General features: G+C 66.8%; 10 protein-coding genes. 4 read left to right on the top strand and 6 right to left on the bottom strand.

Annotated features, from left to right (window positions below; translation table 11 throughout):
- Positions 1–37 precede the first annotated feature (37 nt).
- Positions 38–865 (bottom strand): amino acid ABC transporter ATP-binding protein, encoded by an 828-nt coding sequence (locus FNL14_RS22305; RefSeq protein WP_142064809.1) that lies wholly within the window; start codon positions 863–865, stop codon positions 38–40.
- Positions 862–1,968, bottom strand: a complete 1,107-nt coding sequence (locus FNL14_RS22300) for an amino acid ABC transporter permease (RefSeq protein ID WP_255470965.1) — start codon at positions 1,966–1,968, stop codon at positions 862–864. The genes FNL14_RS22305 and FNL14_RS22300 overlap by 4 nt, the downstream gene beginning before the upstream one ends.
- Before the next feature lie 265 nt (positions 1,969–2,233).
- Between FNL14_RS22300 and FNL14_RS22295 the strand changes: the two genes are divergently transcribed.
- The 4 genes from FNL14_RS22295 (at position 2,234) to FNL14_RS22280 (ending at position 7,682) form a co-directional block, all read left to right on the top strand.
- Complete coding sequence (locus tag FNL14_RS22295) at positions 2,234–4,201, top strand: FAD/NAD(P)-binding domain-containing protein (RefSeq protein ID WP_142064806.1); 1,968 nt, start codon at positions 2,234–2,236, stop codon at positions 4,199–4,201.
- Positions 4,202–4,351: 150 nt separating this feature from the next.
- Positions 4,352–4,822: a GNAT family N-acetyltransferase gene (locus tag FNL14_RS22290; protein ID WP_091421894.1), complete on the top strand. Its 471-nt coding sequence runs from the start codon at positions 4,352–4,354 to the stop codon at positions 4,820–4,822.
- 49 nt (positions 4,823–4,871) lie between these two features.
- Positions 4,872–6,620: a helicase HerA-like domain-containing protein gene (locus FNL14_RS22285; RefSeq protein ID WP_142064803.1), complete on the top strand. Its 1,749-nt coding sequence runs from the start codon at positions 4,872–4,874 to the stop codon at positions 6,618–6,620.
- A gap of 69 nt (positions 6,621–6,689) precedes the next feature.
- Positions 6,690–7,682, top strand: a complete 993-nt coding sequence (locus FNL14_RS22280) for a hypothetical protein (RefSeq protein ID WP_170850849.1) — start codon at positions 6,690–6,692, stop codon at positions 7,680–7,682.
- A 46-nt stretch (positions 7,683–7,728) separates the two neighbouring features.
- On the opposite strand, the gene FNL14_RS22275 is transcribed toward FNL14_RS22280, so the two are convergent.
- The 4 genes from FNL14_RS22275 to FNL14_RS22260 form a co-directional block, all read right to left on the bottom strand.
- Positions 7,729–8,610: a type IV toxin-antitoxin system AbiEi family antitoxin domain-containing protein gene (locus FNL14_RS22275; protein ID WP_142064800.1), complete on the bottom strand. Its 882-nt coding sequence runs from the start codon at positions 8,608–8,610 to the stop codon at positions 7,729–7,731.
- 171 nt (positions 8,611–8,781) lie between these two features.
- Positions 8,782–10,803: an NHL domain-containing thioredoxin family protein gene (locus FNL14_RS22270; protein ID WP_142064797.1), complete on the bottom strand. Its 2,022-nt coding sequence runs from the start codon at positions 10,801–10,803 to the stop codon at positions 8,782–8,784.
- Positions 10,803–12,956, bottom strand: a complete 2,154-nt coding sequence (locus tag FNL14_RS22265; RefSeq protein WP_142064794.1) for a cytochrome c oxidase assembly protein — start codon at positions 12,954–12,956, stop codon at positions 10,803–10,805. The genes FNL14_RS22270 and FNL14_RS22265 overlap by 1 nt, the downstream gene beginning before the upstream one ends.
- Positions 12,957–13,074: 118 nt before the next feature.
- A complete protein-coding gene (locus FNL14_RS22260) occupies positions 13,075–13,362 on the bottom strand; it encodes an HU family DNA-binding protein (RefSeq protein WP_091421683.1) in 288 nt (95 codons plus the stop codon).
- Positions 13,363–13,904 lie beyond the last annotated feature (542 nt).

Genomic DNA, 13,904 nt, shown 5'->3' with positions numbered 1-13,904 from the left:
GGGAAGGGCCGGTGGGAAATGCCATGGGTGGAATCCTTTAGATGTTGAAAGCCGGCTCGAGCACTTTGGAGAAGAAGCTCCGGGTGCGCGGTTCCTGCGGGTTGGTGAAAATCTGCTCCGGGGTGCCCTGTTCCACGATCTGCCCCTGGTCCATAAACACCACGGTGTCCGCCACATCGCGGGCGAAGCCCATCTCGTGCGTGACGATGATCAGGGTGGTCCCGGATTTTGCGAGTTCGCGGATGACGTCCAGCACCTCGTTGACCAGCTCCGGGTCCAGGGCCGAGGTGGGCTCGTCGAACAGCAGGATCTTGGGGTCAAGGGCGAGCGCGCGGGCGATGGCCACGCGCTGCTGCTGGCCGCCGGAAAGCTGGCGGGGGTACGCGCCCGCACGGTCCTTGAGGCCCACCCGGTCCAGGAGTTCCAGGCCGCGGCGCCGGGCCTCCTCCTTGGAGCGACCCTGTGCGACGACGGGTGCCTCGGCCACGTTTTCCAGCGCGGTGAGGTGCGGGAACAGGTTGAAATTCTGGAACACCATCCCGATCTCGGTGCGCTGCTTCAGGATCTCCTTCTCCCGCAGCTCGTGCAGCTTCTGGCCCCGGACTTCGTAGCCCACCAGTTTCCCGTCAATGGAGATGTAGCCGCCATCCACCTTTTCCAGGTGGTTGATGGTGCGCAGCAGGGTGGACTTGCCGGATCCCGAGGGGCCCACAATGACGGCCACGCCCCCCGGCTCCACGGTGAGGCTGACGCCCTTGAGGACTTCTGTGGCGCCGAAGGATTTGTGGACCTTGATGATTTCCACCAGGCCGCGGGTGGCAGCAGTGCTTGCCGGCGCTTCGGCAGTTGCGGATGCGGTGCTCATCGTGCATTCCTTGCGTTGTTGGCCACGGCGTGGGTGGCGAAGAATTTGCGGGCCTTCTGCAAGGGCGTCAACGGCAGGTTCCGCACCGCGCCCTTGGAGTAGTGCCGTTCGATGTAGTACTGGAACACGCTCAGCACGGACGTGATCACCACGTACCAGAGCGTGGCCACGAGCAGCAGCGGCAGGACTTGCTGAGTGCGGTTGTAGATGACCTGCACGGTGTAGAACAGCTCGGAGTAAGCCAGGACATAGACGATGGACGTGCCCTTGACCAGGCCGATGATCTCGTTGAACGCGGTGGGCAGGATGGCCCGCATGGCCTGCGGCAGCACGATCCTGGTGGAACGGCGCCAGGCCGGGATGCCCAGCGCGGCCGCGGCCTCCAGCTGGCCCTGGTCCACGGAGAGGATGCCGCCGCGGATGATCTCGGCCGAGTAGGCGGCCTGGTTCAGGGTCAGTCCCAGCACTGCTGCCGCAAACTGGCTGATCAGTGTGGTGGTCTGCACCTCGAAGAACCGGACATCGGTGAACGGGATTCCCAGGCTGATCTTCTCGTACAGGTAGCCCAGGTTGTACCAAAGGAGCATCTGGACCAGCAGCGGCGTGGACCGGAAGATCCAGGAGAACGTCCAGGAAACGGAGACCAGCAGGGGCGACGCGGAGAGCCGCATCAACGCCAGGATGAACCCCAACACGAAGCCGAGGATCCCTGAGATCGCCGTCAGCTTCAGGGTCTCCAGCAGCCCGGCGATGACGGACTGGGCAGTAAACCACTGCGCCACAACACCCCATTCCCACCGCGGATTGGTGGCCAGGGACCAGGCGACGGCCAGGACGCCGAGGGCCACAAACGCCGTGCCCACCCAGCGCCACGGATGCTTTGCGGCCACCACGCGGAAGGCCGAGTAATCCGTGGCCACACGGGTGCTTCCGCCTTCCGGCGGGAACCCGCCCGAGCCGGAAGTAGCCGTTCCTGTAGGGGCAGCGTGTGGAGTAGCGCCGCCCGAGGTCACGTGCCCGCCAGCGTCGGCGTCCGGCGCCGCGCCGGCAGCCGACTGTGCTGACGTTGTTGACTGCGCCGCGGTAGTTGCTGCTGAACTCATGCGCCACCTCGCTTCTGTGGTTTGGGCCGGGACTGTTTGACCCGGTTGCTGGCTGCAAATCTAGGACCGGCCGGAACGGGGCAGCAAGGCGGCAGGTTGCATAACTTCACTGGAGTTCGCACAGCGTCATGAGTCGGTTTTTTGCGTCTGTTGACGGGATATGACGCGGAGTTAACGGCCATGACCAGCCACTCGACCGCCGTCGGAACCGCTGCCTAGCATGGGCACTCCAAGCCGCCCCCTACCGCCGCTACCAGGAGCACCAATGCCAGCGAACATCCCGGCCGTCGTCTTCGTCGGCGGCGGACCCCGCACGGCCGGAGTGCTGGAGCGGATTGCCGCCAACCGCCCGGAACTGTTCAGCGGACCACTGGAAATCCACGTCGTGGAACCCCACGTACCGGGCTCCGGCCGCATCTGGCGCTACGACCAGCACCCGGGCCTTCTGCTCAATTCCATGGCGGCGGACATCACCATGTTCACCGATGCCTCCGTGGCGTGCGATGGCCCGGCCGGCGAAGGACCCAACCTGGCTGAATGGGCTGCGGGCGTACTGGACGGGTCCATCACGGACGTTCCGGACTTCCCGCGGACCCTGCGCGAACAGCTCCGGTCACTCACCGGCGCCACCTTCCCCACCCGCCAGCTGCAAAGCCAGTACCTGGAGTGGTTCTTCCGGCGGGCAGCCCGGCGGCTGGGCCGCAACGTCACGGTCCACCGGACCACGGCCGTGGCAGTGACACCCGCAGCCGGCAGCCCCGCACATGCCCCCGGCAGGTCCGCCGGCTACCTCGTGGAGCTGGCCAACGGCCGGACGCTGCGCGCCGACGTCGTGGTCACTGCCCTGGGCCATACTGACTCCTGCCCGGACGCCGCCTCTGCCGCCTGGGCCGGCTTCGCCGCGCGGCACGGCGGGTACCACGCGGCACCCAGCTACACCACCGACGTCGACTACTCCCCTATCGCTCCCGGCCAGGACGTCATTGTTGCCGGCATGGGCCTGGCCTTCGTCGACCTCCTGGTCCTCCTGATGGAGGGACGCGGAGGGCGGTTCGTTGAAACCGACGACGGCGGGCTTCGCTACCTTCCCTCGGGCCGGGAACCACGGCTGTGGGCCGGGTCGCGCCGGGGAGTGCCGTACCACTCGAAGATTTCGGCAACGCTGCGGGGCGAGGCGCCGGGGCCGCTGCGGTTCTTTACAGCGGCCGCCGTCGATGCCCTGCTGGCGCGGCACGGGGAACTGGATTTCCACCGGGACCTGTGGCCGCTGATCGCCAAGGAGGCCGGGTACGGCTACTACCGCGAGCTGCTGACCGGCAGTCCCGCACGGGCCGCCATGGGCTGGGACGAATTCGCCGCCCGGTACTCGGAGCTCGAGTGGTACAGCCCCGCGCGGGAGGAACTCGTGGCCGCTGCCGTTCCGGACGCTGCCCTTCACCTTGACCTTGAGCGGCTCGACCGGCCCTTCAGCGGCCGCCGCTTCGCCAACCACCAGGAGGTGCAGGATGCGGTGGTGGGGTACATCGAGCACGATCTTGCCCTCCGGGACAGCCCGGACCACCCCGAAACCCTGGCCCTGTTCCTGGCCCTGCTCCACGTCTACATGGAGGTAGGCCGGGTGGTCCCGCCGGAGCGCCTCAACGCCAGGTCCCAGCAGACCGTCCACGGCTGGTGGCACGGATTCTTCAGCTTTGTGGACTCCGGCCCGCCGCCGCACCGGCTCCGCCAGATGCTGGCGCTGCACGGCGCCGGGCTGCTGCACTTCCTCGGCCCGGACCTCGAGGTGGCCGCGGACGAGTCAACGGGCCTGTTCCATGCGGGCTCGCCCCACTCCGGGACCTCGGTGGCAGCGAAGGCCCTGATCGAAGCCCGCCTGCCCTCACCCACCGTGACGCGGTCCAGTAATCCGCTGCTGGAGTCCCTGCACAAGACGGGCCTGGGCGCCGAGCAGCAGCTGCTGACGGCGGACGGGATCCATTCCACCGGCAAGCTGCTGATCTCGGCCGGGCACCAGCTCGTGAACGCCGAAGGGGTGCCGCAGCCCGGACTGTTCGGCGTCGGTCCGGGCACGTCCGGCTGGGGTGCGGGGGCCTTTGCCCGGCCCGGCACCAACGCCGCACCGTTCCGGGAGAACGATGCCCTGGCCCGCAGTGTCCTTGCCGTTGCCCGCGGCGTCGCCGCAGAATCCTCCGCCACACTGTCCACAGAACCAGCCGCCGTCGGAAAGAATTGAACCGTGACCGCAGAACCTGATCTCAGGCGCCAGCCCCTGGATACCGGGCACCAGCCCTTTGAAGCTGTCCGGCCGCCGCTCGGCGCCAGCCCCCTGGATGCGTCGCCCCGGCCGGTGGACCCGGCCGCGCTGACGGTCCTTAGCCTCCCCATGCATGATCCCCGGGTCCGGCCGTTGCTGGACGAGCTCGCCGTCGAATACGACACGCGCTATGGCGACCTGTTCGGCCGGGAGGGAGCAGCAGAGGAACTGAACCGGTACCCCGCCGAAGAGTTCGCGGGGCCGGACGGGGCATTGCTGGTGATCCAGGAGAACGGCGAATCCATCGCCGGCGGGGCCTTCCGCCGGTACGACGACGCCACCGCCGAGCTGAAGCGGATCTGGACCCACTCCGCCCACCGCCGCCGCGGCCTGGCCCGGGTGGTCCTGGCCGAGCTGGAAGCTTTGGCGGCCCGCCGGGGGTACAGCCGGCTCTACCTCACCACCGGACCGCGCCAGCCTGAGGCCAAATACCTCTACCTGGCCACCGGCTACCAGCCGCAGTTCGACCTGGACGCCGACCCGGAGACCATCAAGTTCCTCGCCTTCACAAAGGAACTTTCCGGACACCCGCAGAACTGACTGTGGTCCCGCCCACACGTTCCGTGGAGCCGCAGCTAAGCTAAACCGCATGGCCAACAAAAGCACAGCAGAGAAGCTCGCCACCATCCAGAAGGGCTACACGCTGGAAGGGGCCGCGATCGAACTGGGCGCCGCCATCGTGGACGGCGAACTCCACAAGGAGGCGCAGGTCCGCCTGCCGCTGTCCATGATGAACCGGCACGGTCTGGTGGCCGGTGCAACCGGCACCGGCAAGACCGTCACACTGCACATGATGGCCGAACAGTTGTCCATGGCCGGGGTTCCGGTCTTCCTCGCGGACATCAAAGGCGACCTGTCCGGGCTGGCGACGGCCGCCGTCGCCAGCGAAAAACTCACGGCGCGCACCGAAAGCATCGGGCAGGCGTGGCAGGGCAGGACCTACCCGGTGGAATTCCTGGCCCTCGGCGGGGAGGGCAACGGCGTCCCGGTCCGGGCTACAGTGTCCTCCTTCGGGCCCATCCTGCTTTCGCGGATCATGGAGCTGAACGACACCCAGGAATCAAGCCTGCAGCTGGTGTTCTACTTCGCGGACAAAAACGGCTTGGAACTGATTGACCTGAAGGACCTCCGGGCCGTCATCCAGTTCCTGACATCGGACGAGGGCAAGGACCAGCTGGAAGAGCTGGGCGGCCTGTCCAAGGCCACCGCGGGGGTGATCCTTCGCGAGCTGGTGAACCTTGAGGCACAGGGGCTGGAGAAGTTCTTTGGCGAACCGGAGTTTGATACCGCCGAGCTGCTGCGCACGGCCCCGGACGGCCGCGGCGTGGTGACGTGCCTGGAACTGCCCACCCTGCAGACCAAACCCATGCTGTTCTCCACCTTCCTGATGTGGCTGCTCGCCGACCTCTTTGAGGACCTGCCCGAGGCGGGCGACCTGGACAAACCCAAGCTGGTGTTCTTCCTCGACGAAGCCCACCTGCTGTTCAACGGTGCCTCCAAGGCGTTCCTCGAGGCGATCACCACCACTGTCCGGCTCATCCGGTCCAAGGGCGTGGGGATCTTCTTTGTCACCCAGACGCCCAAGGACGTCCCCGCTGATGTCCTCGGCCAGCTGGCCAACCGGGTGCAGCACGCCCTGCGTGCCTTCACCCCGGAGGACGCCAAAGCACTCAAGGCGACCGTCTCCACGTTCCCGGTCAGCGACTACGACCTCGAAGAGACCCTCACTTCTGCAGGCATTGGTGAAGCCGTTATTACGGTCATGAACGAGAAGGGCGCTCCCACCCCTGTGGCCCTCACCAGGCTGCGCGCCCCCGAATCCCTGATGGGGCCCAGCGCGGAGGACCTGGTCCGGAGCACCGTGGCGGGTTCGGCCCTTTTGGGCAAATACGGTACCTCCGTGGACAACCCCTCGGCCTACGAGAAGCTCACCGGAAAGGCCGCGGCTCCCACCGGGCCTGCCGCTCCCGGCCGGCCGCCGGTTCCCGGTTCGGGTGCTCCCGGTGGCGGTGTTCCTGATTCCGGTGCGGGCGGCAGTCTGGACGTTGATGCCGAGGCCCGGCGCATTGAGGAGGAGATCCTCGGCCGTCCCAGCAGCAGGCCGGCGCCTTCCGCCAGGACCAGTGCACCCCGCACCCAAAATGAGGCACCGCGCGCCCCACGGCCGCCGTCACCGCCCCAGGACGCGGGCGGCGGGATGATGGGCGACCTTGGCGGTGTCCTCGGCGGAGCACTCGGAGGCGGGCTGAAGAGCATGGCCAGGTCCATCGGAACGCAGCTGGGACGTGAGCTGCTGCGGGGTGTTTTCGGCACATCGTCCCGGCGCCGGCGCCGCTGAGAGGTACCGCACGCAGCTGACTCAACTGCCGTCGTCGTGCGCTTGGCAGGTAACGTATTGAAAGTGCAGATGAGTCAAGCGTTGGTGAGGATAGCGGCCGGATGGCTGCTGGGCCTCATGCTTGCCGTGGCCGCTGCCGTGGTTGCGGTGAATGTGGTGAACAATACCGTGGCCAGTCCGCAGCAGCCGGTGCGCGAGTATCTGGACGCGCTGCAGGGCGGGGACGGCGGCAAGGCGCTGGGACTCTTGAGGGCTACGGTCCCGCCCAGCAACGCCGCCATGTTGGACGGCACCGCCCTGCAAACGGCCGTGTCCCGGCTCGCTAACGTCAACATTGGCGAGGCCGAGGAACGGCCGGGCGGCCAGGTGATGGTGCCCATGGAGTACACCATTGACGGCAGCCGCCTCCGCACCGAGTTCCTGCTGCAGAAGACCGGAACCGAGTGGATCTTCTTCAACACCTGGGCGTTTGTGCCGTCCCGGCTGCCGACTGTTGACGTGTCGGTGGTCAATTCCCCCGAGGCAACGGTCAACGGTGTGGACGTCAATATGCCCAATGGCCGGAACTCTTTCGCGGTCTTCTATCCAGGCGAGTACGAGGCCACCGTCAACGGTGAGTACTTCTCGGCTCCTGCCACCCGCGCCACTGTCACCGGCCGCGACGCACCCGTGGCCCCGCTCAACCTGCTGACCCAGGCCACGGACAACCTGAAGAAGGATGTGACGGCGAAGGTCAAGGAATTCCTGGACGGCTGCGCTGCCCAGGCGGTCAAGGAGCAGAAGCTCCAGCCGGACTGCCCGTTCTACTACGCCAGCAACAACCGGGTGCAGGACGGCACCATCAAGTGGTCTGTGACGGAGTACCCCAATGTGTCCATCGAACCGTTCGACGGGCGGTGGGTGGTGGCGCCGCTGGATGGCAAGGCCAAGGTGGAGGCCCTCCAGCAGAACCTGTTCACCGGCGCCTGGTACCCCCTGGACGAAGAGGTGGACTTCAGCTTCACCACCCGGCTGGACGTTTCCGGGGACGCCATCAAGGTCACGCCGCTCCTGAGCTTCTAGGCTTTTCGCGTCACACTGGCCCGGTTATTGCGGTGTGCTGACAGGATTACCAGCCATTTTCTTGCCAATTGCGCGAATAACCGGGCCGGTTTGGCTGCGGCCACCGCGAGGAACCCCTGGCCAGCACCTCCCGGACCTGGACCAGGACGGATTCGGGCGCGTGAACCACGTCATCGTAGAAGAACCTGAGAACGGGCAGGCCCTGCAACGTCGCCGAGTTGTCCCTGCGCCGGTCCTTCTTGAACTGGCGTGCCTCAAGGTGGAAGGCAAGCCCGTCAATCTCCACTATGAGGAAACCCTCCAAAAGGAAGTCCACGCGGCCGATACCGTCGATCTTCACCTGGGTCTCCGTCAGGATGCCGGCATCCCGAAACAGCACTCGGGCCAAGGTTTCGAGGAGGGAGTCTGCGCCACGGTCAACTTTGGACACCACGTTCCGCGCCTTCCCGCAGCAGCGGCCGTCAAGGTGGCGGAGCAGATACGACAGATCGATGTCTCCGCGGTTGTAGGCGCACTCCACCATCACCAGAGACTCGAGTTCCGGCAGGCACAGCAAGGCATGAAGCAGGACATCGGGGAGGGCTGCGAGAGTGCGATGCCGGGGTGGCTGCGTCAGGTCAGTGCGGTGGCTGACACAGCGGATCGCGCTCCGGCCGTTGCTTTGCCAGTAGTGGGGCCTGCCAGGGGGTCTGAGCTGCCAGAGGCCATAAGCCCGGGCGGCGGAAGCACACGTAACCAGACCGTGGGCCCGTCCTGCAGCCACCAGTTCCGGATCTGCGTCCGCCACGGCCAGGAGTCCTCGCTCCAGTCGTAGGATCTGGCCGCTGCGGACCGCCCGGCGAACTTCAGTATCCGTGGCACCTGCGGTCAGGACATCGCGCCGCAGCAATACTCCCCCAGCTGATGTGAGGATCTCCATTAGGTCCATCAGGCCACGATGTCTGCCCTGCCAGACTGGCGGCAGCCCAGAGCGGTGCTATGTGGACAAGATGGCGCCCACGCTGGCCCGCTTTTTGAGGCTGGCAGCAAGAAAAGTGGCCCGGTTCCCGCCTGTCAGGCTGGAAAACCGGGCCACTTTGGGCCCTAAAAGTACGGCGGGTCAGTCCATGCCGCGCAGGTCCAGCACCAGCTCGGTATCGCCGTCGGCCTGGAGCAGCACCGGGATGCCCCAGTCCTGCTGGTAGAGGTGGCAGGCCGCGTGGTCCGGGATCTCGCCGTCCTCGGTTTCCGGGCCGTCGCACGCTGCCGCGCGGGCCGTGATGTGCAGGATACCTTCAGGCACGTCCGAGGACAGCTCGAGGGTACGCAGCAGACCCACCGACGTGCCGCCGCCGGATACCAGCAGTTCGGGCGGTGTGGAGGAGATCTTCAGCTGGGTGGGATCGCCCCAGCGGTCGTCCAGCTTCTGCCCGGTGGGGGCCGTGAACCGGACCGTCAGCTCCAGCGGGCCGGGCGCAACTCGGCTCTTGGGCCGGTGGGTCTGCGACGCACCCTCGTCCACCTGCTGTGCTTCCTTGGGGATCGGCACGTACACGAGCTGGTGCTGGTTGGCTTCCACCACCACCAGCAGCGGCTCCGAGCCGGCCGACTGCGTGTGGTCCACGATCACGGCGGACGGCTCAAGCAGCCCGCGGGCAAGGGTGGAGACGGTGCCGCTGGAGGGGTCGTAGCGCCGGACAGCACCGTTGTAGGTGTCCGCGATGGCCACGGAACCATCGGGCAGGACGGTGACGCCCAGTGGGTGCTGGAGCCGGGCTTCGGCGGCGGGGCCGTCCCGGAAGCCAAAGTCGAACAGGCCCTTGCCTACCGCGGACTCCACGGTGATGGCCCCGTCGTCGCCAACTACCAGCTTGCGCAGCGCGGACGTCTCGGAATCTGCCACCCAGATGTTGCCCTCGGCGTCCTCGGCCAGGCCGGAGGGCTGCGCGAACCAGGCCTCGTGCGCGGGACCGTCCAGCAGCCCCTCCAGGCCGTTGCCTGCAACGATCGCCACCGCACCGGTCAGCGGGTCGAAGCTGAAGATCTGGTGTGTGCCGGCCATGGCGATCACCACGGCGTTGAGCTTCCTGGACCAGACGAGGTCCCATGGCGAACTGAGCGAGACCTCCAGCGGGTGTTCACTCAGGCGCCCGGTGAATCCGACAGCGTCCTCGTCAACCCGCGCCGGCCCGGTTTCCAGCAGCCGCTGCACGCCGTTGCCGGCCACCGTGGAGGCCTTGCCGTCCATGAGTGAAAGGCCCCGGAGGCGGTGGTTGACGGAGTCTGCAATCACGACGTCGTAGCCCGCCTTGGCAGCCACGTCTTCCGGCAGGAGGACCAGGCCCTGCGGTTCGTTGAACCGGGCGGTGGCGTCGCCGCCGGCGGCGGGACCGTCAACGTGTCCCTTGGTGCCGGCGCCGTAGGTTCCCAGGACGGTTTGGAAGTCGGTGTCCAGTTCCACCAGGCGGTGATGGCCGGTGTCGGTGACCAGCCACGATCCCTTTGCGGCACCGTTGGAAACTGCGGCACCTGCCGCAGTGCCGGCGTCGGACGTTCCCTCTGGAGCCGAACCGCGACCGGCGGGAAGGAACAGCGCCTTGCCGGGGAAGCGCAAGGTGCCGGAAGTGGGCTCCGGCGCCACGTACGGGCCGGAGCCGCGATGCAGCGTGCCCTTGGCCTCGTGCTCCGCGATGAGCTCGGGGATCAATACCGCGAGCCCGTCCGCGTGGCCTTCGCCGGACAGGTGCGCCACGATGTAGCCCTCGGGATCGATGACCACGAGAGTAGGCCAGGCGCGGGCGGTGTAGGCCTTCCACGTCTCCAGCTCCGGGTCATCCAGGACGGGGTGGTGGATCTCGTAGCGCTCCACGGCGGCAGCCAGCGCTACCGGGTCCGCTTCGTGTTCGAACTTGGGCGAGTGGACGCCCACGGTGACCAGGACGTCAGAGTACTGCTCCTCGAGGGGCCGCAGTTCGTCCAGGACGTGCAGGCAGTTGATGCAGCAGAAGGTCCAGAAGTCCAGCAGCACAATCTTGCCGCGGAGGGCTTCGAGGTCCAAAGATTTGCCGCCGGTGTTCAACCAGTTACGGCCCACCAGTTCGGAGGCTCGGACCCGGAGGTGGGTGCGTACGGTTTCGCTCATCAGCGTCCTTCCGTCTTGTTTCGTTCGGCCAGCCTGGCGTCGCGTTCGGCCAATTTGGCAAACATATCGTTGTAAGCGGTGAGATCGGCGTCGTTATTCCTGTCCGCCGCCCGGTCCACGCGTTTGGTCTCCCGCTGGTCCGAGCGCGACCACATAATGGCCACGCCGATGGCCACCAGGAGCGTGGGTACCTCGCCGATCCCCCAGGCCACAGCGCCGCCGGTCTGCTGGTCCAGCAGCGCGGACTGGCCCCAGGCCCGGCCCAGGTTGCCGAAGTAGTCCGCGGCCAGGAGGTTGGTCCCGCCCATGATGGCCACGCCGAAGAAGGCGTGGAAGCCCATGGTGGCCAGGAGCAGCAGCAGCCGCATGGGGTACGGCGCACGGCGGGGCAGCGGGTCCGTGCCGATCATGCTCAGAATGAAGATGTATCCGGTGAGCAGGAAGTGCAGGATCATCAGCTCGTGCCCCACGTGCTCGCGCATGGCGTACCCGAACAGGTCCGAGTAATAGAACAGCACGATCGAGCCGGCGAAGTTGGCGGCAGCGAAGATCGGGTGCGTGACTACCTGCGAGAATCTGGAGTGGACAAACACCAGCAGCCACTCGCGCGGCCCGCGTGATCCGTCTCCCCGCGGAGGCAATGCCCTTAGTGCCAGGGTCACGGGTGCTCCGAGGACCAGGAAGATGGGCGCCACCATGGTCAGCGCCATGTGGTCCACCATGTGCGCAGAGAACAGGACGCGGCCATAGACCGACGGCGGCCCGGACGTGATGTAGGTGAGCACCAGGAGGCCAATCACCCAGTTCACGGAGCGGAACCACTGCCACTTGTCACCGCGGCGGTAGATTTTGGCGACACCGAGGAAGTAGGACACCAGCCCGAACAGCGCCACGGCAATCCACAGCCAGTCCAGCCGCCACTCTGTCAGCCAGCGCACGGGCGTCAGTTCCGGGGGAAGCTCGTAGCCGCTGAGGATGAACGCCGGTGAAGCGTCGGGGGCAAAGGTGGTGGGCTGCGGCGGTGCGGAGCGGCCCAGGGCCACGGCGATGCCGGACGTTGCGCCCATGACCAGGAACTCGGCCAGGACCAGCTGCCACAGGACCCGGCGCGAGGACATGGTGGAACCCTTGGCACCCAGCTGCGGGATGACCCACTGCCGGTGCATAAACCCGATCCCGCCCAGCACCACGGTGGCGGCGGACTTGGCGAGGATCAGCTGGCCGTACGGGGAACCAACGAGGTCACCCCAGTTGGTGATGCGGATGCTCGCGTTGATGATGCCAGAGGCGAAGACCAGCACGAAGGCGAACCCGGCCAACGAGGAGAATCTGCGGAGTGTGGCTTCTGTGGTGTCCGTGGAAGCGCCGGCCTTGGGGCCGGTGAGGATTCCGGACAGCAGCGCCAGCATGATGATGCCGCCCACCCAGGTGCTCACGCCTACCAGGTGCAGGCCAAGGGAGTTGATAGCACCCTCGTGGTCCGATGAACTGGAGGAGTGTCCGATCAGGGCCGTCGGTACCAGGCCGATGAGGGCCAGGGCCAGGGTCAGTGCCAGCCCGCCCTGGGATCTGACGCCGAACAGGGCTGTTGTCACCACGGCGGCGGTGATGGTGACGGCGAGCCAGGCCCGGCCCGTCTCGATGTCCGTCATGAAGTAGACCAGGGCCTGCGTGAACTCGGCGTCGCCGGAGACTGCCTGTCCTGCCACGTCAGCGTAGGTGAGCACCAGGACGGCGATGGCGGACAGCGTCCACGCTGCACCCGCGGCAGCAGCGATGGCCAGAGCTCGGGTGAAGGCTGGATGTTCAGCGCCCTCGGCGCCGTTCTCCTGGCCCCGGTTGCGCCGGGTCAGGCTCCTGGGGAGGATGCCAACGGCGAAGATGAGGCCGCCGATGACCGTGGCCACTGAGACGTTGTGGATGGCTTTGGTGACGGGCAGGCCCCAGCGCACCAGGGCACCGGGATCCGAGACCTCACGGGCGGCCGCCGCGCCGGAAAAAAGGAGAGCTGCCACAAGGGCCAGGAGGAGCGCCCCCAGGCCGGCCAGCTGCCATCCCTTGGAGACGCCGAGCGCACCGCTGCCCTGCCCCGGTGCTCCCTTACCGGGAACTGGCGGGGTTGTTGTGGATGGGGGGTTTGCGGCAGAAGGCACTTATCCATTGTCCGTCACCACTGCCCGGGCCGCGAATCGGCCTTAAAAGCAAAAGGGGCGGCAACCACGTGGTTGCCGCCCCTTGTCCAGCCGGGTTTTGATGCCGGGAGGAAGAAGCTTACTTCTTGCTGGAGACAGCAGCCTTCAGCTTGGAGCCGGCGGTCAGCTTGACGCTGTGGCCAGCGGCGATCTGGATGGTCTCGCCCGTCTGGGGGTTGCGGCCGGTGCGTGCTGCGCGGTCGGTGCGCTCGACGGCGAGCCAGCCCGGGATGGTGATCTTCTCGCCCGCGGCGACAGAAGTCTCGAAAACCTCGAACAGTGCGTCGAGGACGGAGTTGACGGCTGCCTGGCTGGTGCCGGCCTTGCCCGCTACCTCTGCAACAAGTTCACTACGGTTCTTAGCCATTTATGTCCTCCTGGACGGTCATGATTCTGGAGCCTGCACGCGGCATGCGCACAAGCCACTGTTCGAAAACTTACCAGCTTGGGCCCTTCAGGTCCGCAAATTCCGCGTGTTTCCGCGACTTTTTGAGGTTAATCACCCGATTCTTGGGGATTTGGAGCCCTCTATGCTGCCGGGGGCGGCCAAGGCGCACTTCCCGCCGCCCCTCACAGGGACACCGCCGCTAACCTCCTGTGGCCCTTCCTGAGACGCGCGCTCAGTTGATGCCGCTTCCCAGTCGACGCCCGCTCAATTCCTCCTGGGGTTCGATGGCGGTGCGGCCATAAGTGAGCCGGCGTTGGCGCTTTGGCGGCCGCAACTGAGCGCGCGTTGGCCGGTTGGGGGCCATGAGTGAGCGCGGGTGGTGTTCGACGGCGGTGCCGGCGCGGGCGCTGCGGGGCTGCTCAGGCCGTCCCGCCTCTGGGGGCCTGTTGGGGGTTTGTTGTGTTAAATGTGGGAGGCCCCAACCGTGATGGTTGGGGCCTCGACCTAATGGTTGTCCGGCG

The organism is Pseudarthrobacter sp. B4EP4b (assembly GCF_006680095.1).
Classification (GTDB): Bacteria; Actinomycetota; Actinomycetes; order Actinomycetales; family Micrococcaceae; genus Arthrobacter.
Note: the sequence above shows the minus strand (reverse complement) of the source record. Positions and strands in the feature narration are given on the sequence as shown.

Bases quoted from the DNA above. Each gene is read 5' to 3' on its own strand.
- FNL14_RS22260 (WP_091421683.1), bottom strand. From the start codon at position 13,362: ATGGCTAAGAACCGTAGTGAACTTGTTGCAGAGGTAGCGGGCAAGGCC.
- FNL14_RS22295 (WP_142064806.1), top strand. From the start codon at position 2,234: ATGCCAGCGAACATCCCGGCCGTCGTCTTCGTCGGCGGCGGACCCCGC.
- FNL14_RS22290 (WP_091421894.1), top strand. From the start codon at position 4,352: ATGCATGATCCCCGGGTCCGGCCGTTGCTGGACGAGCTCGCCGTCGAA.
- FNL14_RS22300 (WP_255470965.1), bottom strand. From the start codon at position 1,968: ATGAGTTCAGCAGCAACTACCGCGGCGCAGTCAACAACGTCAGCACAG.
- FNL14_RS22285 (WP_142064803.1), top strand. From the start codon at position 4,872: ATGGCCAACAAAAGCACAGCAGAGAAGCTCGCCACCATCCAGAAGGGC.
- FNL14_RS22270 (WP_142064797.1), bottom strand. From the start codon at position 10,803: ATGAGCGAAACCGTACGCACCCACCTCCGGGTCCGAGCCTCCGAACTG.
- FNL14_RS22275 (WP_142064800.1), bottom strand. From the start codon at position 8,610: ATGGACCTAATGGAGATCCTCACATCAGCTGGGGGAGTATTGCTGCGG.
- FNL14_RS22305 (WP_142064809.1), bottom strand. From the start codon at position 865: ATGAGCACCGCATCCGCAACTGCCGAAGCGCCGGCAAGCACTGCTGCC.
- FNL14_RS22280 (WP_170850849.1), top strand. From the start codon at position 6,690: ATGAGTCAAGCGTTGGTGAGGATAGCGGCCGGATGGCTGCTGGGCCTC.